This window comes from Mesorhizobium sp. M7A.F.Ca.US.006.01.1.1, assembly GCF_003997935.1.
Classification (GTDB): domain Bacteria; phylum Pseudomonadota; class Alphaproteobacteria; order Rhizobiales; family Rhizobiaceae; genus Mesorhizobium.
In genome coordinates this window covers 1-22744 of sequence record NZ_RZQL01000022.1, presented here as the reverse complement: position 1 = coordinate 22744, position 22744 = coordinate 1, and the positions used below count along the sequence as shown (strand labels likewise).

Annotated in this window: 22 protein-coding genes and 1 pseudogene; 19 read left to right on the top strand and 4 right to left on the bottom strand. The window is 64.1% G+C overall.

The genetic code is table 11. The features are described from left to right. Window positions 1-3 precede the first annotated feature (3 nt). Window positions 4-261, bottom strand: coding sequence for a hypothetical protein (locus EN943_RS06575; RefSeq protein WP_023814060.1), 258 nt, complete (start codon window positions 259-261; stop codon window positions 4-6). Window positions 262-345: 84 nt separating this feature from the next. Here EN943_RS06575 and EN943_RS06570 point away from each other — a divergent pair, with 84 nt between their 5' ends. The 10 genes from EN943_RS06570 to EN943_RS06525 all read left to right on the top strand — a co-directional run bounded on the left by EN943_RS06570 (window position 346) and on the right by EN943_RS06525 (window position 9239). Next, complete coding sequence (locus EN943_RS06570) at window positions 346-615, top strand: DUF982 domain-containing protein (RefSeq protein WP_013530801.1); 270 nt, start codon at window positions 346-348, stop codon at window positions 613-615. 210 nt (window positions 616-825) lie between these two features. After that, window positions 826-1551: a GntR family transcriptional regulator gene (locus tag EN943_RS06565; RefSeq protein ID WP_127412004.1), complete on the top strand. Its 726-nt coding sequence runs from the start codon at window positions 826-828 to the stop codon at window positions 1549-1551. A 3-nt stretch (window positions 1552-1554) separates the two neighbouring features. Further along, on the top strand, window positions 1555-2595 hold the full coding sequence (locus tag EN943_RS06560; RefSeq protein WP_127411982.1) for an ADP-ribosylglycohydrolase family protein: 1041 nt from the start codon (window positions 1555-1557) through the stop codon (window positions 2593-2595). Further along, entirely contained in the window at window positions 2592-3578 is a 987-nt protein-coding gene (locus EN943_RS06555) for a PfkB family carbohydrate kinase (RefSeq protein ID WP_127411981.1), read from the top strand. The genes EN943_RS06560 and EN943_RS06555 overlap by 4 nt, the downstream gene beginning before the upstream one ends. Before the next feature lie 41 nt (window positions 3579-3619). Continuing rightward, complete coding sequence (locus EN943_RS06550) at window positions 3620-4681, top strand: ABC transporter substrate-binding protein (protein WP_127411980.1); 1062 nt, start codon at window positions 3620-3622, stop codon at window positions 4679-4681. A gap of 66 nt (window positions 4682-4747) precedes the next feature. Beyond that, window positions 4748-5611, top strand: coding sequence for an ABC transporter permease (locus EN943_RS06545; RefSeq protein ID WP_127411979.1), 864 nt, complete (start codon window positions 4748-4750; stop codon window positions 5609-5611). Beyond that, entirely contained in the window at window positions 5611-6399 is a 789-nt protein-coding gene (locus EN943_RS06540) for an ABC transporter permease (protein ID WP_127412003.1), read from the top strand. Before EN943_RS06545 ends, EN943_RS06540 begins: the two co-directional genes overlap by 1 nt. Beyond that, the gene (locus EN943_RS06535) at window positions 6399-7463 is read left to right on the top strand and encodes an ABC transporter ATP-binding protein (RefSeq protein ID WP_127411978.1); all 1065 of its coding nucleotides are present in this window, start codon (window positions 6399-6401) and stop codon (window positions 7461-7463) included. Before EN943_RS06540 ends, EN943_RS06535 begins: the two co-directional genes overlap by 1 nt. A 70-nt stretch (window positions 7464-7533) precedes the next feature. Next, window positions 7534-8784: an aconitase X gene (locus tag EN943_RS06530; RefSeq protein WP_127411977.1), complete on the top strand. Its 1251-nt coding sequence runs from the start codon at window positions 7534-7536 to the stop codon at window positions 8782-8784. Next, window positions 8781-9239 (top strand): DUF126 domain-containing protein, encoded by a 459-nt coding sequence (locus EN943_RS06525; protein ID WP_127411976.1) that lies wholly within the window; start codon window positions 8781-8783, stop codon window positions 9237-9239. Before EN943_RS06530 ends, EN943_RS06525 begins: the two co-directional genes overlap by 4 nt. Here the strand turns inward: EN943_RS06525 and EN943_RS06520 are convergent. Then, window positions 9200-10285 carry a siderophore-interacting protein gene (locus EN943_RS06520; RefSeq protein WP_127411975.1) on the bottom strand — a complete coding sequence of 362 codons (1086 nt, stop codon included), beginning with the start codon at window positions 10283-10285 and terminating at the stop codon, window positions 9200-9202. The genes EN943_RS06525 and EN943_RS06520 overlap by 40 nt on opposite strands. Before the next feature lie 2 nt (window positions 10286-10287). After that, the gene (locus tag EN943_RS06515) at window positions 10288-12414 is read right to left on the bottom strand and encodes a TonB-dependent hemoglobin/transferrin/lactoferrin family receptor (RefSeq protein ID WP_127411974.1); all 2127 of its coding nucleotides are present in this window, start codon (window positions 12412-12414) and stop codon (window positions 10288-10290) included. A gap of 180 nt (window positions 12415-12594) precedes the next feature. Between EN943_RS06515 and EN943_RS06510 the strand changes: the two genes are divergently transcribed. The 7 genes from EN943_RS06510 (at window position 12595) to EN943_RS06480 (ending at window position 19217) form a co-directional block, all read left to right on the top strand. Beyond that, window positions 12595-13536, top strand: a complete 942-nt coding sequence (locus EN943_RS06510) for an ABC transporter substrate-binding protein (RefSeq protein ID WP_127411973.1) — start codon at window positions 12595-12597, stop codon at window positions 13534-13536. 282 nt (window positions 13537-13818) lie between these two features. Continuing rightward, window positions 13819-14415: a thioredoxin family protein gene (locus EN943_RS06505; RefSeq protein WP_127411972.1), complete on the top strand. Its 597-nt coding sequence runs from the start codon at window positions 13819-13821 to the stop codon at window positions 14413-14415. 31 nt (window positions 14416-14446) lie between these two features. Continuing rightward, a complete protein-coding gene (locus tag EN943_RS06500) occupies window positions 14447-16072 on the top strand; it encodes an FAD-binding protein (RefSeq protein ID WP_127411971.1) in 1626 nt (541 codons plus the stop codon). After that, the gene (locus EN943_RS06495) at window positions 16069-16395 is read left to right on the top strand and encodes a ferredoxin family protein (RefSeq protein WP_127255510.1); all 327 of its coding nucleotides are present in this window, start codon (window positions 16069-16071) and stop codon (window positions 16393-16395) included. The genes EN943_RS06500 and EN943_RS06495 overlap by 4 nt, the downstream gene beginning before the upstream one ends. Before the next feature lie 17 nt (window positions 16396-16412). Next, entirely contained in the window at window positions 16413-17249 is an 837-nt protein-coding gene (locus EN943_RS06490; RefSeq protein ID WP_127411970.1) for an ABC transporter ATP-binding protein, read from the top strand. Window positions 17250-17261: 12 nt separating this feature from the next. After that, window positions 17262-18161, top strand: coding sequence for an ABC transporter permease (locus EN943_RS06485; protein ID WP_127411969.1), 900 nt, complete (start codon window positions 17262-17264; stop codon window positions 18159-18161). A 36-nt stretch (window positions 18162-18197) separates the two neighbouring features. Next, complete coding sequence (locus EN943_RS06480) at window positions 18198-19217, top strand: aliphatic sulfonate ABC transporter substrate-binding protein (protein ID WP_127411968.1); 1020 nt, start codon at window positions 18198-18200, stop codon at window positions 19215-19217. A gap of 57 nt (window positions 19218-19274) precedes the next feature. On the opposite strand, the gene EN943_RS06475 is transcribed toward EN943_RS06480, so the two are convergent. Beyond that, window positions 19275-20303 carry a LacI family DNA-binding transcriptional regulator gene (locus EN943_RS06475; RefSeq protein ID WP_127411967.1) on the bottom strand — a complete coding sequence of 343 codons (1029 nt, stop codon included), beginning with the start codon at window positions 20301-20303 and terminating at the stop codon, window positions 19275-19277. 335 nt (window positions 20304-20638) lie between these two features. On the opposite strand from EN943_RS06475, the gene EN943_RS06470 reads away from it, so the two are divergent. Then, on the top strand, window positions 20639-22252 hold the full coding sequence (locus EN943_RS06470) for an extracellular solute-binding protein (protein ID WP_127411966.1): 1614 nt from the start codon (window positions 20639-20641) through the stop codon (window positions 22250-22252). Between the two features lie 81 nt (window positions 22253-22333). Further along, window positions 22334-22744, top strand: a pseudogene (locus EN943_RS06465) (carbohydrate ABC transporter permease); the annotation flags it as partial.

The window sequence follows — 22744 nt, the reverse complement described above, 5'->3', positions numbered from 1 at the left end:
CGATCATTCCATGTCAGGTACGTCGCCGCTGACGAAGAGCGTGTTCGGCGGGCCATACTCGCCTAGCGTCGGATCGGCCTCGCGGCTCCAGGCGATGACGCCGGCATGCTTTGCCGCCAGAGCCCTGGCGGTGCGTATGGCGCGGTCTTCGCTCTGCTGGTCGGCGGGTCCAAAGGCTGGGAACAGCTCGCCATCCTCACCGCGATCGAACGCGACCACGACGATCAGCCTGGGATTTTTCTGGCCACTGGAATCGGACATCTTGCACCTTTGGCGCGGAACCTATCACATTGCTCGGGGTTGAAGGCCGCGAATCGATGAATGCCGACTTTGGGGAGTGGCATCGTGCAAGATCAGCGTTTCGATGAGCCGGTCAGGATTGCGCTCGGCCGATCGCGAAACTCGATCTTCAACGTGGAGCGGGTCGCCCAGGCTGCCGACATCCTGCTGAACCGCTGGCCGGTTGCGACCGGGCAAAAGCATATGGTTGCCCGCAAGGCCTGTCTGGCCGTGCTCGAGGGAAAGAAAGAAGTCTCGGCCGCAAGGGCGGCGTTCATCAACGCCGCTATCGAGGCGGACATCCTCGTTGAGCCGCGTGAGGTGTCGATCCCGTAGCCTGCCCCCGGTGAAATTGAATCAGGATCTGGCTCCATGATGTGTGCCTCTTTTTGGCGATTTCGGGGGCTATTGACCTGCCTCTCGGCACGCCCTGCACGATTATTCCGCACATTTCGCTGCCTTTTGGGCAGTCTTCAGCATCCGTTGACATAGCATCCCGGTCTCTATATTGAACAGGATTATACAGGTTCATTGAACAGGTACTATATGAAGCGGCGCGCGGTTCAACTGTCTCCCGGCACGGGCAAGCCCGAGCAGATCGCCACCGTCCTCGAACATGAGATCCGCTCCGGCGTTCTCGGTTTCGGCGACCGCCTTCAAAGCGAGAACGAACTCGTCCAGCGCTTTTCCGTGAGCCGCAATACGGTCCGCAAGGGCCTCGAGGAACTGTCCAGCCGCGGGCTGATCACGACCAGGGTCGGCGTCGGCTCGTTCGTCACCTTCGACGGCAAGCCGGTCGACGATGCGATCGGCTGGTCGCGCGCGCTGGCCGACGCCGGCGCCAATGCCGAGACGCGGACGCTGCGGCTGGAGGTCATCGAAGACCCCGATCTGGCTGTGCTGCTCGGTATCGAAAGCCCGTTCTTCATCGCCGTTGACCGGGTGCGCACCAACGCCAGCGACGGCCATGCGATCTCCATCGAGCGCAGCCGGCTGCCATTGTCACCCGAACTTGAGGACGTGCCGTTGCGCGGATTGCGCGAGGGCTCGCTGCACCAGACGCTGCGCGCCGCCGGCCTCATTCCCGACCATGGCGAGGAATGGGTCGAGATCGAGATGCTCAATGCCGAGGATGCGGCCATCCTCGGTTGCCCGCAAGGCACGCCATTCCTGCGCGGCCGCCGGCTGACGCGTGCGGCCGACGACCGGCCGATCGAGTATGTCACCAGCCTGCTCAACCCGGCGCATTTCGCGCTGCATATGAGGTTCTGAGCGATGTCGGATGCAACCAGCAAGACCATTGATCGCGCCATGGGGGCGCTTGTCGGCGGAGCGCTGGGAGATGCGCTCGGCATGCCGACGCAGCTTTTGTCGCCGGTTCGGATTGCCGAACTCTACGGCCATGTCGAGGATTTCCTCGCGCCTTTCGCCGATCATCCGGTGTCGAAGGGACTGGCTGCCGGAACCATCACCGACGATACCGAGCAGGCGCTTCTGCTCGGCCGCATCCTGGTCGAATCCGGCGACCGTTTCGACCACGCGCGCTGGGTCAATGCGCTGCTCGACTGGGAGCGCGAGGTCAAGGCGCGCGGCAGCTATGATCTGCTGGGGCCGTCGACCAAGCGCGCCATCGATGCCATCAACAATGGCGTGCCGGCCGAGGAAGCGGGACGCAGCGGCGACACCAATGGCGCGGCCATGCGCATCGCGCCTGTCGGTATCATGATGCCGCTCGAACCATTGGAGGCATTCGTCGCCAAGGTGGCCGAGACCTGCCGGGCGACGCACAACACCTCGATCGCCATCGCTTCCGCCGCTGCCGTTGCCGCTGCCGTCAGCCGCGGCGTCGCCGGCGGCGGCTGGCGCGATGCTTCGGCCAGTGCGGTCGCGGCGGCGAGGCGAGGGGCGACGCTTGGTCATTGGGTCACCGGCGGCGACATCGCCGCGCGTATCGTCTGGGCACAGGATATCGTGCGCGGCAAGGCGATGAGGGATGCGATCCGGCTGATCACCGATCTGGTCGGCACCGGCGTCGCCAGCCAGGAATCCGTTCCGGCGGCCTTCGCCGTGCTGGAAATCGCGTGTGGCGACCCATGGCAAGCAGCCGTCATCAGCGCCAATCTTGGCGGCGACACCGATACGATCGGTGCCATCGCCGCCGGCATGGCCGGCGCCTGCAGCGGTTTTTCCCGATTGCCGCAACAGCATATCGCCCGGCTTGTCGGCCTCGACATGTCAGAGGTTCGCGCGCTCGCCGCCGACCTCGTGGCGGCAAGGGTGGCGAAAACCGGTTCCGGCAAGGACGCGGCGGAATGAGCGGCCGTCTCGTCCATGTCGGCAGTGCCGTGGTCGACTATGTCTACCGCATCGACGCCTTGCCGGCGCCCGGCATGGAAAAGACGGCATCGAGCTTTGCCCAGGTCGCCGGCGGTGGCTTCAACATGATGGCGGCCGCCAGCCGCACCGGCATGCAGGTGGTGTTCGGCGGCCAGCTCGGTAGCGGACCCAATGGCGATTTCCTGCGTGCCGCTTTCGCCGCCGAGGGCATCGCGACGCTGACGCCGCCATCGCCACTGATGGACAGCGGCAACTGCGTCGCCATGATCTCGAGCGACGCCGAACGCACCTTCGTCTCGTGGCCCGGTGCGGAAAGCGTCCTCAGCCTCGACATGATGGCACCGGTCGCGGTGGCGCCGGGAGACTGGGTGTTCACCTCCGGCTACACGCTGAGCTATCCCAAGAGCCGCGATGCGCTCACCGACTGGATCGAGGCACTGCCGGCAGATATTCCCTTTGTCTTCGACCCGACGCCGGTCATCTCGGACATTCCGCGCCCGATCCTGTCGCGGGTGCTTGCCCGCACCACATGGCTGAGCTGCAACACGACGGAGGCGGTCGAGATTGCCGGCCCGGGCGATGTCGAGGACCTCGCGGCGCGACTTCTGGCCGACCATTGCCCGCAGGGTGCCGGCGTGGTCATCCGTTCTGGGCCAAAGGGTTGCCATATCAGGTTGGCCAACGGGTCAGCGCGGACCATTGCCGGCTTCAAGGTCAACGCCGTCGACACCAATGGCGCCGGCGACGCCCATATCGGCGCTTTCGTCAGCGCGCTGTCGCGTGGCACGCCGCCCTTCGAGGCAGCGCGCTATGCCAATGCGGCGGCGGCCATTTCGGTCACCCGCCATGGCGGCTCGTCGGCGCCGAGCGATCACGAAATCCAAACATTCCTGAGCCATGCCGCCGACCCGTTGGGCGCAGGCCGGACACAGAAGGCCAAGCATAACAGCTGGAAAGCCTGACAAGCCCGGGAACCGGGCAAATCCACAGAGAGGAACCAACCATGCGCATGCCTGACTTGACTGCTCTGCTGACGGCGACCGCCGTCTTTACCTCCGCACTCGCGTTCGCTGCCAAGGCTGACGAAGTGCATGTGCTCAACTGGAAGGGATACGGCGCCGACGAACCGTGGGCCGTGGAGGCTTTCGAAAAAGCGACCGGCAACAAGGTCGTCAACGACTTCTTCAATTCCGAACAGGAAATGCTGACCAAGATCCGGACCAATCCCGGCCTCTACGACGTGGTCATGATCAATGCCGCCTTCAACGACCAGGCGATGGACGGAAAGCTGATCCAGCCGATCGACGTCTCCAAGTTGCCGAACTACGCCGATATCAGCAAGGACAAGGCGGGATCGCCGATGCTCGTTCATGACGGCAAGGTCTATGGCGTGCCGTGGGTGTGGGGCCTGACGGCGCTCGCCATTAACGACAAATCCTTCGACAAGCCGCCGACGAGCATTGCCGAGATGTGGGATGCAGCCCACAAGGGCCGCGTCGTCATTCGCGACGATGCCGTCGAAGCGGTCCAGTTCGGGGCTATCGCCACCGGCCAGAACATCAACGACATCAAGGATATGGATGCGGTCAAGGCGAAGCTCACTTCGCTGATGCCGCAGATCAAGACCTTCTGGAGCTCGGAGAACGACTGGAACCAGATGGTCGCCTCCAACCAGATCGATATCGGCACCTATTGGAGCGGCTCGGCCGATCGCGCAAAGACGCATTTCAAGCTGCCGATCTCGCTGGTCGTGCCGCAGGAGGGCGCCGTCGCCTGGCTCGACGCGTTTTCCATTCCGGTCGGCGCCAAGAACGTCGCCGGCGCCGAGGCCTTCATCAACTATATGATCGACCCTAAATTCTACGTCGAATGGGTCACCAAGGTCGGTGCTCCCGTCTCCGCCAACACCAAGGCCGTGGAAGCGCTGCCTGAGGATGCCTTCAACCGCAAGGTCATGGGCGACCCCGAAGTGGCCAAGCGCATCCAGTTCCAGGCGCCGATCACCGATGCCCAGCGCGAAGCCTATCTGGCGCTGTGGCAGCAGTTGAAGGTCGACGTGAAGTAAAGCCGACACCCGGATCAGCCGGCGGTTCGCGCCGGCTGGTCCTTCCAATCCTGGGAGGAGGATATCATGGCAGCTGCGACAGCGTCGCGAAGCGGGCTGAGATTGGCATTGCCGCTGCTGGCGCCAGCCTATCTCTGGCTGACGGTGGCGATCTTCCTGCCGCTGTCGGCCATGGTCTTTTTCTCGTTCATGACCGAGCTGCCGCTGTCTGGAAAGCCGTGGGCATTCACGCTGGGCAACTATGCCGCCTTCTTTTCGCAAAGCCTCTATCTGACGCTGCTGCTGGCCTCGCTGCGCCTTGGCCTCGAAGTGACGTTGTGGTGCGTCGTCATCGGCTATCCCGCCGCCTACGTGCTCGCCAAGGTGCTGAAGGGGCGCAGCCGCGAGGCGATCTTCCTGCTCGTTATCCTGCCGTTCTGGTCGAACGGGCTGGTGCGCATCTTCTCCTGGGCGATGGTGCTGCGCGAAGGCGGCATCCTCGACACCGCGCTCAACGCCGTGCTGCCGTTCAAGATCAACATCGACCTGATGTATTCCTATCCAGCCGTCATCATCGGGCTGGTGCACTCCTACGTGCCCTACATGGTGCTGACCTGTTATCTCACGCTACAGGCGATCGATGACTCGCTGATCGAGGCAGGGCGCTCGCTCGGCGCCTCGCGGTTGCAGGTGCTCAAGCGGGTGATCATCCCCCTGTCGATGCCCGGATTGGTCGCGGGTGCGGCACTGATCTTCGTGCCGGTCGTCGGCTCGTTCATGGAGCCGCGCATCCTTGGCGGCCGCACCGGCACTTTTTACGGCACGGTCATCGAGGACCAGTTCGTCGCCGTGTTCAACTGGCCGCTCGGTGCGGCACTCTCCTTCATCCTGCTGGCCGTGGTGCTGGTCATCCTGGCGGTTGCCTCGCCGGTGCTGCGGAGGGCTGCATGATGGCCACGACCCGCATCCTCGAATGGCTCGGCCGCCTCTACATCTTTATGCTGCTCGCTTTTCTCTATCTGCCGATCATCATCATGGCGCTGATGTCGTTCAACGTCTCGCCCTTCTACCAATTGCCGTTCGAATGGACGACCGAATGGTACGCTTCGCTGTGGCAGAACGACCAGCTGATCGCAGCCACCTGGAACAGCGTCGAGATCGCGGTCATCACCACGATCATCTGCGTCGTGCTCGGCTCGGCGGCATCGCTGGCGCTCTATCGCTACGAGTTTCGCGGCAAGAAATTCCTGCAGGCGCTGCTGTTTCCGCCGATCGCCATTCCGTGGCTGATCACCGGCACGGCGATGCTGATTTTCTTCTTCGGCGTCGGCATCGGTCGCGGGCTGCATGCGATCCTGCTCGGCCATGTCGCACTGGCGCTGCCCTATGTCATCGTCGTCGTCTCGGCCCGGCTGCAGACCTTCGCGCCGGAGCTGGAAGAGGCGGCGCGCTCGCTCGGCGCCAACCAGTGGCAGGTGACGAGGCGCGTCACGCTGCCCTGGATCATGCCAGGCGTCATTGCCGGAGGGCTGTTTGCGTTTGCCGTGTCGTTCGACCAGTTCGTGGTGTCCTATTTCCTGGCGACGCCTGGGCAGACGACGCTACCGGTCGAAATCTATGCCGCGATCCGCAAAGGGTTCACGCCCGAGATCAATGCGGTCTCGACGATCATCATTGTCGTGTCGATGGCGCTGATGCTGCTCACGGCGCGGTTCTTCAAATTCGGCGGAGAGAAATAATGGCCGGCGTGCAGGTATCTGATGTCTCGCGCAGCTTTGGCGCTCACAAGGCGCTGGATAACGTCTCCATCGACTTCGCCGATGGCGGCTTCTATGCGCTGCTCGGGCCGTCGGGCAGCGGCAAGACCACGCTGCTGCGCCAGATTGCCGGTTTCGATTTTCCCGATTCGGGCCGCATCACCATCGGCGGCGAGAGCGTCGAGCGGGTGCCGGTCGAGAAGCGTCGCATCGGCATGGTGTTCCAGAACTATGCGCTGTTTCCCAATATGAGCGTCGCCGATAATGTCGCCTTCGGCCTGTCGGTGCGCGGCGAGGCCAAGGCGGTGATTGTCGCCGAGGTCCAGCGCTCGCTTGATCTGGTGCAGCTTGGCAAGCTTGGTGGGCGCCGGCCGCACCAACTCTCCGGCGGCCAGCGGCAGCGTGTGGCTCTCGCCCGCGCTATCGTCACCAAGCCACGCGTGCTGCTGCTCGACGAGCCGCTCGGTGCGCTCGACAAGGCGCTGCGCGTCGATATGCAGATCGAGCTCAAGCGGATCCAGCGCGAGATCGGCATCACCACCATCTTCGTCACCCACGACCAAGAAGAAGCGCTGACGATGAGCGACCGCATCGGCATATTGCGCGACGGCAGGCTGGTGCAGGAAGGGCCGCCGGAGGAGATCTATGACAGGCCGAAGAGCGAGTTCGCCGCCACCTTCCTCGGCGACGCCAACATTTTTCGCGGCGACACCACGGGCGATGGCATCCGGCTGGCGGACGGCACGGCGATTGCCGCCGGCGCGGGTGCCAAGCTTGCCGCCGGCGCCAAGGCGAGCTGCGCCGTGCGCCCCGAACGCATCCGCATCGTCACGGATGCCGGAGCACCGGATGGCACCGCCAACATGCTCAAGGGGCAGGTTTCCAAGCGCATCTTCGCCGGCAACAACAGCACCTATTTCGTCGAACGCGCTGGTCAGACGCTGAAGGTGATCGTGCAGAATACGGGTATGGAACGGCTGGCGGAAGGTCAGAATGTTGTGCTGCGCTGGTCGCCGGAGAGCACGGTGTTGATCGCCGCGAACTGATCCTTACCGGGTCTTGCCAGACCGTCCGCAATCAGGGACAGCATAGACGGGCACGACCCGGAGCATACCGATGGCCTTGGAATTGACTGCGCGCGACCGATCCGTGCTCGACGGCGAGCAAGGCCCATCCGTAGCTGCCGCCATGAAGATCCTCGTCGCTTTTTCCAATGCTGTCGGCGCAGGCAGGCTGCTCGACATTGCCGGCGCCCATATCGATGGCTGTCTCTACCACGGAAAGGCGGGGCTCGATTTCGTCGAGCGGCTGGTCGAAGGCGGTGGCCGCGTCCAGGTGCCGACGACGCTGAATGTCGGTTCGTTCGACCTCATCCATCCCGGCATGGTGAAAATGCCCGTTGCGGAAGAGGTGCCGGCGCGGCGGCTGATGAAAGCGCATCTGGAGCTCGGCTGCCAGGCGACCTTCACTTGCGCGCCTTACCAGACGCGATTTCGCCCGAGTTTCGGCGAGCAGATTGCCTGGGGCGAATCCAACGCCATCGTCTTTGCCAATTCGGTGATCGGCGCGCGCACCAACCGCTATGGCGATTTCATCGATCTGTGCTGCGCCATGACCGGACGCGCGCCGGCCTGGGGCCTGCATCTGAGCGAGAACCGGCGCGGCCGGATCCTGTTTGAGCTGGATGCTGCGGACGGCGAGCCGAGCGACAGCCTTTTCGTCGGCGTCGGGCTATTGATTGGGCAAGCGAGTGGCGACCGCGTTCCGGTGATTGCCGGCCTGCCGCGGCCGCGCGACGAGGACCAGTTGAAGGCGCTGGGGGCGGCGGCGGCAACGACAGGTGCAGTGGCGCTGTTCCATGCGGTCGGTATCACGCCGGAAGCCAGGACCCTGGATGAGGCTTTCCACGGCCACGCCCCGGAACAGACGATCCGCATCACCCGCGCCGATATCGACCATGCGCTGGCCAGGCTATCGAGTGTGCCGGATGGCGCGCCGCTGGCGGCCGTGTCGCTCGGCACGCCGCATTTTTCGCATGAGGAATGGATGCGGCTGTTGCCATTGCTGCGCGAGGCAGCACCTGGAAGGCGCATCCCGATTTACGTCAACACCGGCCGCGCGACGTTGACGCGGCTGCAGGAGGAGGGCGCGCTTGATGGCATGGAGGCGTTCGGCCTGATTCCGGTCGCCGACACCTGCACCTATGTCACATCAATCCTGGAACGCCTCGACGGCGTTGTGATGACCAATTCCGGCAAATGGGCACATTACGCGCCGGGCAATATCGGCGTGTCCGTCGCCTTCGCCGAGATGAGGGATTGCATCCGCTCTGCTGCGGCCGGGCATGTCGTGCGGAGCGCCTCATGACGCGACCGGTGGAACGAACCGGCACCTTCCAACTGGCCGGTGAGGCTGAGGGGCAGGCGCTGGTGTTTTCGCAACCGCTCAGCTTCTGGGGCGGCATCGATGCCGAGACCGGCGAGATAACAGACCATTCGCATCCCGGTCTCGGCCAGAATGTCGCCGGCAGGATCCTGGTCATGCCGAGCGGGCGCGGCTCGTCGTCTTCATCCTCGGTCCTGGCCGAGGCGATCCGCAGAGGCACGGCGCCGGCCGGTATTCTTCTGGAGCGGCCGGACCCGATCCTGGCGGTGGGCGCCATCGTTGCCGAATTTCTTTATGACATCCGCATGCCGCTGGTGGTGTGCGATATTTCGAACCTTGTCTCCGGTGATCAAATTGATATCGGCATCGGCAAAGACGGCGGGCCGATCATCAGGATTCATCCCGCCATCAATCCGGCAGCACCACGCCGCCAATAGGCAGCCGCCAGCGTTTGATCGCGACCAAGTCCCATAGTGTCGCGCCAATATTCGCGCACAATCTTGGCGGCAGCAGCTTCCGCCGCGAACCAGCCGAAGGCCGAACCGTCCTGCGGCCACGCTACCGAGCGGACAGCCTCGGCCAGCAGTCTGTCCTCACCCGCCGCCACGCCATCTCTGGTAAGCCAATGCAATTCGATGCCGGTAGCATTGGCGATCTCCTGCCGTTCACCGCTGTTGGCGATCTCGACGAAGGCAACGCCTTTTGTCTCGGCCGGCAGCGTTTCCAGCAGCCGCGCCAGCGCCGGCAAGCCGGTTTCGTCGGCGCCCAAGACATACCATTCCGCCTGCCGCACCGGACGGCCGACCGGCCCCATGATGCCGACCTTCATGCCGGGCGCCGCCTGCATCGCCCAGCTCGAGCCGACGCTGTCACCGGGATGGACGAGGAAGTCGACGTCGATGAAGCCCCTTTCCGCGTCGAGCGCGCGGATGGTGTAGACGCGCGCCACCGGGCGCCGGTCGTCGGCGGGCCAGGCCGGCAGGCCATTGCCACCGAGCACCGGCCACAGCGGATCGGGGACATCCCTGGTCGGAAACAGCATGCGGATGTGCATGCCGCCGAACTTGGCGAAACGCGAGAGATTCTCGCCGGTCAGGCGAATGCGGCGCATATGCGGAGTGAGGTCGCGAACATCCGTCACCACCATCTCGCGGAACTGGGCGAGGCTGGTTTCGCCTGAGAGATCGCCGGTCCAGACGATCTCGGGGTTTTCCTCCCTGGCGTAGACCTGTACGGCTGTGGCGAGCAGGTCCTTGATACGGGCGAGCCCGTCGCGGTCGGCAGCATTGGCCCGCATCACCAGCCGTTCCATGTCGAAAGTGGCGCCGCCGAAGGCAAAGCGGAAATCGATGCGCTGTCCCTGATGCGAAGCATCGGCCTCGAAGCTCCGCAGCCTGTCTGAGATGCTGTCCATGTAGTCCGGCAGACGCCGCAGGTTGAGCCGCGCCTCACAGGCCAGTCCACGCACCGATGCTTCGTTCATTGTCAGCCTCCGATCCTGCCGGTGAGGGCCACTTTGAAGGTGCGGCCCTTGCCTTGTTCTGTTGCCGCCGAGGTCGACCATGCGCTTTGCGGGTCGGTGTAGGCGGTGTTGAAGATGTTATCGACGCCGAAATCGAGCTTGAGGTTGTCGTTGACGCGCCAGTTGGCGAAGACATTGACCAGGTCGAAACCGTCATCGACGACCGGCACGGCGTTGGGATTGGTGCGGCTGGTGCGGGTGATCTTGCCGACGCTGAGATATTGCGCGCCGACGGTGAGCTGGTCCTCCAGCATGCGGAAGCCGATCGTGGCCGAGAAGCGGTCGAGCGGCGTGTTGTTCAGCGCCTGGCCGGAATAGACGCCGCTGACGACCTTGGCGTCGATCAGCGCGCCGGCGAGGTTCACGAAACCCCAGTTATAGTCATAGACCATCTCGGCCTCGATGCCCTTCAGGCGCGCGTCGCCGATGTTGATCGCCGTGCGCGGCAGGACGGTCAGGTCGACGTCGATATAGTCCTCGACGTCAGTGTGGAAAACGTTGACCTTGGCGCGCAGCCGATCACCCGCCGTCAGCACATCGTCATATTTCACGTTGACGCCGGCCTCCCAGTTCTTCGCCGTCTCGGGCTGCAGCAGAAGATTGGGCCGATATGTATCACCGCCGCCATGCGCGCCGCCGCCACGGAAGACATCCTGCAGACCCGGCGCCCGGTAGCCTTCGGAATAGGTGCCATAGAGCTGGAAGCCATCGAATGGCGTGACGCCGACGGTGAGGCGCGGCGACCAACGATCGCCGGAGATCGAGGCTTCCTGCGGTGACGGGATGCGCGTCTCGCCATCGAGCTGGTAGCCGTCATAGCGCATCGCCGCGATGACCTGCAGCCAGTCCCCGTAATCGCCCTGCCACTGCAGGAAGCCGCCATAGCCCAGCTGTTCGCCGGCGCCGAAATGTGCCGCTTCCGACGATGCTTCGAGGTAGTAATAGTCGAGCCCGTAGGTCAACGTGTGGGCAAGCCCCCAGGCGTCGAAGCGCGAGGAGTTCTTCACATTGAAACCTGCCGTGGCCACGTCGTAGAAGCGGAAATTGCCGATCGCCGAGGTAGGCCAGACCTGCGTCTGCTCGGCGCGGGTGCGGTTGTGATAGGCATTGGCGCTGAAGTCGATCAGCGCGTTGTCGTCGGGCTTCCAGGTATAGGTGGCGGTGTAGGTCTGGTTGGTGGTGTTGGTGTCGTAGCGGCTCAGCGTCGGCGAGGTCGAGCCGCTCGATCCGGTGATCTGGTCGTTGTAGCGCTGCAGGATGGCGCCGAGCTTCAGTTCATGGCCATCGGCCGGCCGCAGCGTCGTCTTCAGATAGCCGCTGGTCACCCGCTCGCCGGTCCATGGCACGGTGTCGCCATTGCCGTCGGTGTAGCTGTCGCGGTCGCGGTAGATGAGGTTGCCGATGATGTCGGCGTCGTCGCTGAAGCGGTAGGCGCCGGTGGTGCTGGTGGTGAAGCCGTCGCCATTATCCTCATAGCCGAGCTTTTCGCTCAGCGCCCAGCGCTCATCCTTCTTGAGGAAGTCGCCGGCATCCTTGGTCTCGAAGGAGACGACGCCACCGATGCCGCCCGAACCATAAGCATTCGACACCGGACCGCGAATGACGGTGGCTTCCTTGATCAGGTCGGGTTCGACATAGAACGAGCCAGAGCCATGACCGACGCGCCAGTAGTCCTGGCGGGCGCCATCGAGGGTGACGACGACGCGGCCATATTGCTCCAGGCCGCGGATGTTGATGGCGGTTGCGGGATCGTCGCCATTCATCGATGCGGCGACGCCCGGCGTGGTGCGGAAGATGTCGGCGGCTGTGTCGGGCTGAATGCGGTCGAGTTCGTCCTGATCGACGGCGCTGATGGCGGCCATCGATTCGATCACCGCCGTCTTGATCATCGTTGCCGAGATGGTGATCACGTCGAGCATCGTCGCCGGCTGGTTCTGCGCGACACTGGCCGGCGCCAAGCGGCCGGTCTTGGCGGCGGCCTTTTTCTCCGGGTCCTGTTCCTGCGCGCTGGCAAAAGGCACGGCGCAGAGGCCGAGCACGAAGGCGAGCGCGGTGCTCGCCATCAATGTCGTGTTTGTTGTCGTTGTCATGCAGCCCCCAAGCAAAAGCAAAACTGCTGGCGGTGGCTGAACGGCCTTGGCTGGCATGATGGAAAATCCCTCGACCAGGCAGGTCAGGGCATGGGTCACATATTAAAACATGATGACGTAAGTCAACTTTAAATTTATAGCTGACCATCATCGAGAAGCATCTGGCACGGGAACAGCGGCATGGTCGGCAGTTTAGGCGAAGGCAAGATGACCCACTGGTCGCAACTGGGCAGGATCGCGGCGGTGCTGCTTCTGGCACTGTCGGTGCTGGCGCCTTCCTGCGGCTTCAAGGTGCTGGCCGCCGAGACCGTTGTCGATGCGCAGGGGCGAACCGTCGCGCCGGGCGCAGCGACCCGGATCGTGACGCTCGGCTCTGACGTCACCGAGATCGTCCACGCGCTGGGCGCCGGCGGGCAAATCGTCGCTATCGATCGCGGCAGCAAATATCCGCCTGAAGTCGCGCAAAAACCCAATGTCGGCTATCGCCGCCAGCTTTCGGTCGAGGGGTTGGCCAGCCTGCGCCCCGACCTGATTCTGGCCGCCGAAGACAGCGGGCCTCCTGAAGCGGTCGAGGTGCTGAAGTCGCTGGCGATCCCGATCGTCTTCGTCCCACAGGACAACACCCCGCAAGGCATCGAGCGCAAGATCACACTGATCGCCGCCAGCCTTGGGCTCGAGGACAAGGGCAAGGTGGTTTCCGCCGAGGTGCTCACCGCCTTTCAGACGGCAGCCGATCTGGCGGCAAAAATCCCGCCGGAGCGGCGCAAGAAGGTGGTGTTCTTCCATGGCCTTGTGAAGCTGAGCGCTGCCGGCGCGGGTACCTCGGCCGACGCCATCATCCGCTATGCCGGCGGCCTCAACCCGATGGACATCGTGCAGGGCTACAAGGCGGCGTCAGAGGAAAAGCTGATCGAGATGGCACCTGATGTCATCCTGATGATGGGCGACGGCAAGGGCGGGCCGACGGCCGAGCAGGTGTTCGGCAACCGCGCGCTGGCGGCAACGCCGGCGGCGGCCAACAAGGTGCTGGTGGTGCTCGATGGCGCCTACATGATCGGCTTCGGCCCGCGCACATCAGATGCGATCCGCGACCTGGCGAAGGCGCTCTATCCCAAGGGATAATCATGCCGTGATGGTGGCAGCAGGGTCGCCCGCGATGACATCGTCTCGCGGGCGACCCTGCTGCCTGCCATAAAACCTCATCCGTCCGGATTTCTCCGGATCGGCTCCTGCTCGAACAAACGTGCCGATTCGGCCTGAAACATTGGGACGATATTCTAAGCCGCGCGATTGACCGCGAATGCGCTCTCCAGCCTATAATTATACTAAATTCATAGACTAACTGCGGACGTTCGAGCGCTCGCACCTTGGCCTGTGAAAATGGTTGCACAAGGGAGCGCATCGATGCCGAAGACAGAGTCCAATCCGATCGACCTCGGCACAAGGGCCGCCGACTTCCTGTTGCCCGACGCGCAAGGCGTGCTGCACGGCCTCGCCGATTTCGACGCCAAGCCGGCCTTGCTCGTCGCCTTTATCTCCAACCGCTGTCCGTTCGTCGTGCTGATCCGCGAGCAGCTTGCCGCTTTCGCCAGGGATTATGCGGGCAAGGGGCTGCAAGTGGTGGCGATCAACGCCAATGACCATGAGGCGCATCCGGAAGAGACGCTCGCCCGCATCGGCGAGGAAGCCGAAAAATTCGGCTATTCCTTCCCCTATCTCAAGGATGCGTCGCAGCAGACGGCGAAAGCCTATGGCGCGGCTTGCACGCCCGACTTCTTCCTGTTCGGCACTGATCGGCGGCTCGCCTATCACGGCCAGTTCGACGATGCGCGGCCAGGCAACGGCAAGCCGGTGACAGGTGCCGATCTGCGCGCTGCGGTCGACACGGTGCTGGAGGGCGGCCGGCCCGTCGCAAGCCAGGTGCCGTCGATCGGCTGCAACATCAAGTGGAGCACCGGCAACGAGCCGGTCTGGTCTTCCAGCGCGGCGCGCGCGGCCTAGCGCCGGCCTCGACTTCATTCGCTAGGTATCCATGCCCAAGCCGCAAAGATCCGCTTCCGACAGTTTGCACCTCCAGGCCGACGTTCTGGTGCTGGGCGGCGGTCCGTCGGCCGCCTGGGCGGCTGTCGCTGCGGCCGAGAGCGGCGCCAAGGTGGTGCTGGCCGACAAAGGCTATCTCGGCACCAGTGGCGCCACCGCGCCCTCCAACACCGGCACCTGGTGCGTGCCGCCGGGCGACAACAGGCATGCCGTGGTCGAGCGACGCTGGCAGCGCACCGGCGAACTCGCCGACCCGCGCTGGATGCTGCGCTGCGTTGACACCGCCTACCGCAACCTGCTCAGGCTCTCCGAATGGGGCTATCCCTTCCCGAGCGAGGATGACGGCCGGCTCTACATCGCCAATCTGCGCGGCCCGGACTACATGCGCTTCATGCGCCGCCGCGTGCTTTTGGCCGGCGTCACCGTCCTCGACCATCATCCCGCGCTCGAACTTTTGTCGGACGGCGATGCCATCGTCGGCGCCGCCGGTGTCGCCAGGCAGATCGGCCAGGATTGGCGCGTCGACGCCAACGCGGTGGTGCTGGCGACCGGTGGCTGCGCTTTCCGCGAACGCATCCTCGGCGCCACCGGGCTGACCGGCGACGGCTATCTGATGGCGGCGGAAGCCGGCGCCAGCCTGTCTGGCATGGAGTTCACCGGCAAGTACACGCTGGCGCCCTACGGCTCCTCGTTGAACAAGGGGCTGCCGTTCCGCTGGGCGTCGTTCCATCGCGAAGATGGCTCTCCGATCGTCGGGCCGACCGGCGAGCCGTTGCGTAACGGCATCGGCGACCGCGAGGAAGAGGTGGCGCGTGCGCTGATCGACGGCCCGGTCTATGCGCGGCTCGATCAGGCCGAACCGGCGCTGCAAGGCTGGCTGCGCCAGGGCCAGCCGAACTGCTTCGTGCCTTATGACCGCGTCGGCATCGACCCGTTCAGCGAGTTGTTCCGCATCACCCTGCGTGCCGAAGGCACGGTGCGCGGCACCGGCGGCATAGACATCGTCTCCGACGATTGCGCCACCGGCGTGCCCGGCCTCTATGTCTCCGGCGACGCCGCCAGCCGCGAGATCATGACCGGCGCCATGTCTGGCGGCGGCGCCGTTAATTCATCCTGGGCACTGGCCAGCGGCTGGTGGGCCGGCAAGGGCGCCTCGACCCATGCCAAGCGCCGGACCGGCAAGGCATTCCGCAGTGCAGCGCAGTCGCTTGGCCAAGCCGGGTTGCGTCCCGCATCACCGCCGCGTGCCGACATCTCGGCAGGCGAAGTCATCGAGGCGGTGCGCAACGAGGTGACGCCGCTCGACAAGAATTTCTTCCGCACAGGCGAGGGCCTGGAGAAGAGCAGCGAGCGGCTGGAGAGTGTCTGGCGCGACGTGCGCGACCATCTGCAAGGCGAGGGGCTGGACCGGGTCCGCGCCCGAGAGGCAGCTTCGATCGCCGCGGCCGGGCGCTGGTCCGTGGCCGCAGCGCTGCACCGCACCGAGAGCCGCGGCATGCATCGCCGCACCGATTTGCCGGGCAAGAGCCCGGCCTTCGCGCACCGGCTGGTCATCACCGGTGTGGATGCGTTCCGCATCGCAGGCGCGCCAGAGCGGCTGGCGGAGCTGGCGTCATGATCGAGATCGTCTCGGCCACGCGCTGCGTCGAATGCGACATCTGCGTCAAGGTGTGTCCGGCCAACGTCTTCGACGCGACCGACAATGGCGTGCCGGTGATCGCTCGCCAGGAGGACTGCCAGACCTGCTTCCTCTGCGAAATCTATTGCCCGACCGACGCGCTTTATGTGGCCGAGTTCGCCGAAGGGCCGACCGGCATCACGGAAGCTCAGGCCGACGCCCGGCAGCTGTTCGGCTCCTATGCCCGCGCGCTTGGCTGGAAGCGCGGCAAGGCCGGCGGCTCGGAATTCGACCCGACGCACCGCATCCGCGTGGCGCAGTGAATCGATCGGAGACAGATATGGACCGTATCGTCGTCAGTGACATCAGCAAGACCTTCCAGCTCAAGCCGGGGCAGTTCGTCACCGTCGACGGCGAGGCGACCGACCGTGTCACCGTGCTCGACGGCGTCGATCTTTCCATCCGCAAGGGCGAGTTCATCACGCTGGTCGGACCCAGCGGCTCGGGCAAGTCGGTGCTGCTCGACATCATTGGCGGGCTGACGCAGGCGACCGGCGGCGATGTCCAGCTCGACGGCCGGCGCATCACCCGGCCCGATCCAAAGACCGGCTATGTCTTCCAGCAATATGCGCTGTTTCCCTGGCGCACGGCGCTCGCCAACATCGAATATGCGCTGGAGGTGCGCGGCGTGGCCAAGGCAGAGCGCACGACGACGGCCCGCCATCTGTTGGCGCTGTTCGGCCTTGCCGGTTTTGAGGACCGTTTTCCCAACCAGCTTTCCGGCGGCATGCAGCAGCGTGTGGCGATCGCGCGTGCGCTGGCCAGCAACCCGGAAGTGCTGCTGATGGACGAGCCGTTTGCAGCGCTCGACCAACAGACGCGCGAGCTTCTGCAAGGCGAGCTGCTGCGAATCTGGGGCAAGATCAACACGACTGTCATTTTCGTCACCCACTCGATCGACGAGGCGATCTTCCTCGCCGACCGGGTGGTGGTGATGACGGCGCGCCCGGGCGCGGTGAAGGAGATCATCGACATCGACCTGCCACGGCCGCGCGACGGCGACATCCGCGCCAGCGCCGAATTCAATCTATATCGCGCTCGCGTCTGGGACGTGCTGCGCGACGAGGTCAACAAGGCGCAGAAGGACTGGACCCTGTCGCCAGCCTTCAGCCACTGAGGAACTGGACCCATGGTCTATCTGACCGAGAAGTTTGGCACCGCTGGAGCGCTTCACCTGTTTGCCGGCGCTGGCGAAACGGTAGCCGCCGCGAGAGTCCCCGCTATCAGGGCCCACAGTGCCAAAGCCCGCCGCAAGAAAGCGAGCCACGGCACCTTTGTCTACGGCCTGCCGCTGCTCGGCCTGTTCTTCCTGCTGTGGGAGATCGCTCCCCGGCTCGGCTGGCTGAACCGGATCTTCTTTCCGCCGCTGAGCGAAGTGCTGATCGCCTGGTGGGCGCTGCTCGCTTCGGGCGTGCTGATCGAGCATATTGGTATCAGCCTGCAGCGTGCTGCGATCGGCTTCGCACTCGGCGTGGTGGTGGCCATCCCGCTCGGTCTGTTGATGGGGCGCTATTCGCTGTTCGAGAAGGTTTCCGACCTTCTGGTGCAGACGCTGCGCAACACCTCGCAATTCGCACTGCTGCCGGTGTTCATCCTGCTGCTCGGCATCGGTGAGGAATCGAAGGTGGCGATCACCTTCTACTCCTCGGTTTTCTTTCTCCTCGTCAACACGATCAGCGGCGTCAAGTCAGTCGATCCACTGCTGATCAAGGCGGCGCGCTCGATGGGGACGTCCGATTTCGACCTGTTCCGGAAAGTCATCCTGCCGGCCAGCATTCCCTCGATCGTCGCCGGCGCCCGGCTGGCGGTGAAATCCTCGCTGTTCGCGGTCATCGGCGCCGAGATGCTGGCGGCCAAATCTGGCCTCGGTTTCCTCATCCAGAACTCGCAGCTGATGATGGAAACGGCCGACATGTATGCCGGCATCCTGACGCTCACCGTCATCGGCCTGACCGTCAACTACCTGCTCGTCTGGTTCGAGCGCCGGGCGACAGCCTGGAAAGGCCAGTCCGAGACCTCGCTCATCTGAGCCGCCCATTCATTCCAACCAGGAAGGATTTTTCCCATGCCCAGCATTCCATTCGATGCACTTCGCCGGCTGCTGCTGAAGGGCGCGATTGCCGTCGTCATCGGCCTTGGCGGCATGCCTGCCTTCGCGCAGGACAAGCCTGACATCATTCGCATCGGCAGCACGGCGCCGGGGCATCTCAAATTCATCCTCGCCCAGAAGGATGGCTGGTGGGAGAAGGAGTTCGCCAAGGACGGCATCAAGGTTGAACTGGTGACTTTCAACGGCGGCTCGGAAGCGACGACGGCGCTGGCGACCGGCGCGATCGAGTTCGCCTATACTGGCAACAACCCGGCGCTGCGCGTCGCTGCGTCCGGCGCCGATGTCAAGCTGATCGGCCTGTCGAGTTATGTGAAGGCCGGCGGTTCCTATATCGTCGTCAAGACCGACTCGCCGTTGAAGACGCTGCAGGATCTCAGGGGCAAGAAGGTCGCCTATCTCACCGGCACGGTGCGGCATTCGAACTTCAGCAAGGCACTGAACAGCGTCGGCCTGACCATCAATGACGTCGAAGGTCTGAACCTGCCGTTCGAGGCATCCGGCCCGGCGTTGCTGCGCGGCGACATCGACGCCATCGTCGAGACGGATTCGACGGCGGCCAAGCTGGTCGACACCGGCGAGGCGCGCGTCCTGTTCGACACCAGCACGCATCCCGAATGGAATGTGCCCAACGTCATCTCGGTCAACGGCGCCTTCGCGGCGAAATATCCCGATCTGGTCAAGCGGCTGCTGAAGGTCGATATCGAGATTTCGCGCTGGGCCGACGCCCATCCAGACGAGACGATCAAGACCTTTGTCGAGGCGACCAAGTCGTCGGAAAAATCCGTCCGCAAGACCTATGCCGACGGGGTGTTCCATCAGGATCCGAAGCTCACGGACGACGCGATCGCCGCCTTGCGGGGCGAGGAGAAATTCATGGCCAGCGCCGGACTGCTGAAGGGCTCGATCGACTATGGCAAATGGATCGACAAGAGCTTTGTCGATGGCGCCGCGGCTGAAGTCGCTGCCGTCCAATAGACCAGAAGCATCGAGCGGGGCGGGCGCTTTACCGCGCCGCCCCGTTCGTCTGGTCCGTCAAATCTCCGGGATGTTCTCCTTGAAGATCACCTGCAGCCTTGGCTGGTGCAATTCGTAGGGCAATCCCCGGACCGCATGGGTCAAGGTGTTGAGCGCTTCGCGGGCCTCGACGCGCGGATTCTGGTCGATGACCGCGTCGAGCGTGCCGTCGAGCAGAAGATCCTTGGTGCCGTCCGTCACCTCATGGCCGAGGAAGACCATGGACTGGGCGCGGCCGCGCTCCTTGAGCGCGCGGGCGATGCCGGTGTTGCCGGCGCCGACATTGTAGATCGCGGCAAGGTCGGGGTGCCGCTCCAGCAGGGCCGATGCCTCCGAATAGGCCTTCTCGCGGTCGTCGAGCATTTCGCGCATCTCGACGATCTGCAGATTGGGTGATTCCTCGGTCAGTACGTGGCGGAACCCCATCTCGCGTTCTTCGTGGCCGCGATAGGACAGCGAGCCGGCGAACAGCGCCACCTTGCCCGGATGCCCCGATCCCATGAAGCGGTTGAGCAGATAGCCGGCCAGCCGCCCGGCGGCGCGGTTGTCGATGCCGATATAGGCGACCCTGGGCACATGCAGGATGTCGGAAGCGATGGTCACCACCTTGATGTCGTTGGCCGACAGGGAGCGGATCGCTTCGCGCACCGTCGGATGGTCGAGGGCGATGACGCCGACGCCTTGCGTCTGTCCGCGCAGATCCTGCAGCAGGCGAGCGAGCCGGTCAGGATTGAAGCCCTCTATGGTGGCGATATGGACATCGAGGTCGGGCCGCGCCAGAGCCTGTGCCTCGATGTGGCGGTGCAGCATCTTGATGAAGGAATTGGTGCCGGCCGGCAGGGCGAAGTCGAGCCGGATGACCTCGCCGGGCGAGGGCCGTGGCGGCGCGCCGTTCGGGCCTTCGGCGATGTAGCCGAGGCGCTGCGCCATTTCGAGCACGATTTCCCGCGTGCGCGCCCGCACGCCGGGCCGGTTGTTGAGCACGCGGTCGACGGTGGCGGCCGAGACGCCGGCCTCCCGGGCTATGTCAGTCAGGGTGGAACGCACCGTCTTTCATCTCCTGCATGCGTCGGATCGGCTGGTGACGACTTCCGCGTCATCGGCGATTCTGATGGGAAATGATGTATCCGCCCTTGGCCGATGCGCAAGCCGCCGCGCTAAATCAAATGTCCCGGCAGGGCTGCGCGGGGCCGGGAAGGGTCGGGTGCCCTCAAATTGAGGCATCCGGCTTGACGGAGGGATCCCGTTTTTGTGCATTTCCTTGCCCATTGCAATGTTATGATGTGTTCTGATTATTTATGATGTTGACAGCCTTGCCCTGCTGCCGTCAATATCCCTCATAAGGGTCGTGGAGGAAACGTGGCCCTGAGGGAGGAGTTTCAATGTCTGACTTGATCCGCATCTCGCGGCGCCGGCTGCTGGCATCCGGAGGAAAGGCGGCTGTGATCATGGCCGCCGCTGGTATCGCACCCCAATTCATCCGTCCCGGCCGCGCCTATGCGGCCGACGCGCTGGCGCCCGGCATGATCGGCGGCCCGACGGGCTTCGATGGAGCCGAGCGCTACCAGTATGGCGCCGACACGCCGGAAGGCCGTGCCATCGAGGCAGCCAAGGCGCTGAAGGGCGCCGGCAAGGCGCCAGCCAAGATCGTGCTCGGCCTGTCCGACGGCTCGATCGGCCAGCTCACGCAGCCATTCCCGGCCGGTGCGCCGTCGATCAAGGATCTGTGGGAAAAGGAAACCGGCATCGCGATCGAAATCGTCGGTTTGCCGAACGGCCAGGAATTCACCAAGACGATGCAGGACATCTCCACCAAGGGTGGGGCCTACGACATCTACTCGACCGAATGGAACCGCCTCGGCGACCTCGCCGAAACCGGCGGCATCGCCAAGCTCGACGATTTTGTCGCGCAGCATAAGCCCGAATGGGACGATCCCGTCAGCGGCTATGTCAACGGCGCCAAGGGCGTGTCGCTGCTCAACAAATACCGCGGCTCGAACTATGGCGTGTCGCTGGATGGCGACTTCCAGACCTGGGTCTACCGCACCGATCTGTTCGGCGACGAAGCCGAGAAGAAGGCCTTCAAGGACAAATACGGATACGATCTGGCGCCGCCGAAGACCTGGAAGCAGCATGGCGACATCGCCGCCTTCTTCCAGCGCCCGGACAAGGGCCTGTTCGGCTCGACCGACCTGCGCAATCAGGGCTGGGGCTATACTAACTGGTATCAGCGCTATGTCTCGATGGCTTCGCCCAACCAGTTCCTGTTTGGCGATGACGGCAAGCCGATGATCAATTCCGAGCAAGGCATCGCCGCCACCAACGAATATGTCGCTTCGCTCGCGCATCATTCGCCGGATGCGATCTCCTGGGGTTGGCCGGAGCAATACGGCAACTTCGCCAAGGGTGGTGCGGCGATGACCTGCGCCTTCTCCAACCTGCCGAAATTCCTCGACAATGCCGGCAACAAGGATTCAGCCGTTACCGGCAAGCTCGGCTCGATGCTGCCGCCCGGCCGCGAGATCGACGGCAAGCTGATCAGCCGTTCCGTGCTGTGGTTCTCGCTGACCGGCATGGTCTCGTCGCAGTCGAAGAACCAGGAGGTCGCCTATCTCCTGCTGCAATGGCTGGGCTCGGCCCGCATCTACGCCTGGATGAGTGCCAACCCCGGCGGCTATCTCGATCCGTTCCGGCTTTCGGATTTTTCCGATCCGCTGGTGCGCCAGACCTATCATGCCTACCACATGGACGTGGTGCGCGAGACGGTCGCGCGCACCGTGCCGACCATCAACTATCCCGGCGCGACAGCCTTCCACAATGCGCTCGACGAGAACCTCATGGCGGCACTGACCAAAGCCAAGACATCAGAGCAGGCGATGGCCGACACCGAGGCAGAGTGGAAGAAAATCGCCCGGCGTACCGGCGAGGACAAACTGCTCGAAGCCATCAAGACCAACAAGGAGGCCTGGCCGACAGTTCTTGATCCAATCGTCTGATCCTTCTCCCTGGATCATATCGAAGGAGGGGAGGAGCTTGCTTCTCCCCTCCGCCCACAACGCCACCAGCAAAGCCGCCAGATGAAGCGTTCCGTTCCTTTCCTGATATTCCGCTATGCCGCGATCTTCGCGGCCATGGCGGTGACGCTGGTGCCGATCCTGTGGATGGTGTCGATGGCCTTCAAGCCGATCGCCGAATGGTCGGCGACCGGCGCCGACCTGACCTGGTGGCCGAAGAACCCGACGCTCAGCAATTTCCGTTTCGTCTTCGGCGAGTCGACCAACAATTTGATCGTCGCGCTCGACCGTAACGCTCTGAAGCCGATCCTCGCATCGCTGCTGTCGGCGGTTTTCGGCACGGTGATCGCCATGTCGGCGGGCACAGCCGCGGCTTATGGGCTGTCGCGTTTCGGCTCCGGCCAGAACCTGCCGCTGGCGCTGATCCAGCTCAGGATCTTTCCGCCGATGGCGGTCATGATCCCGGTGATGATC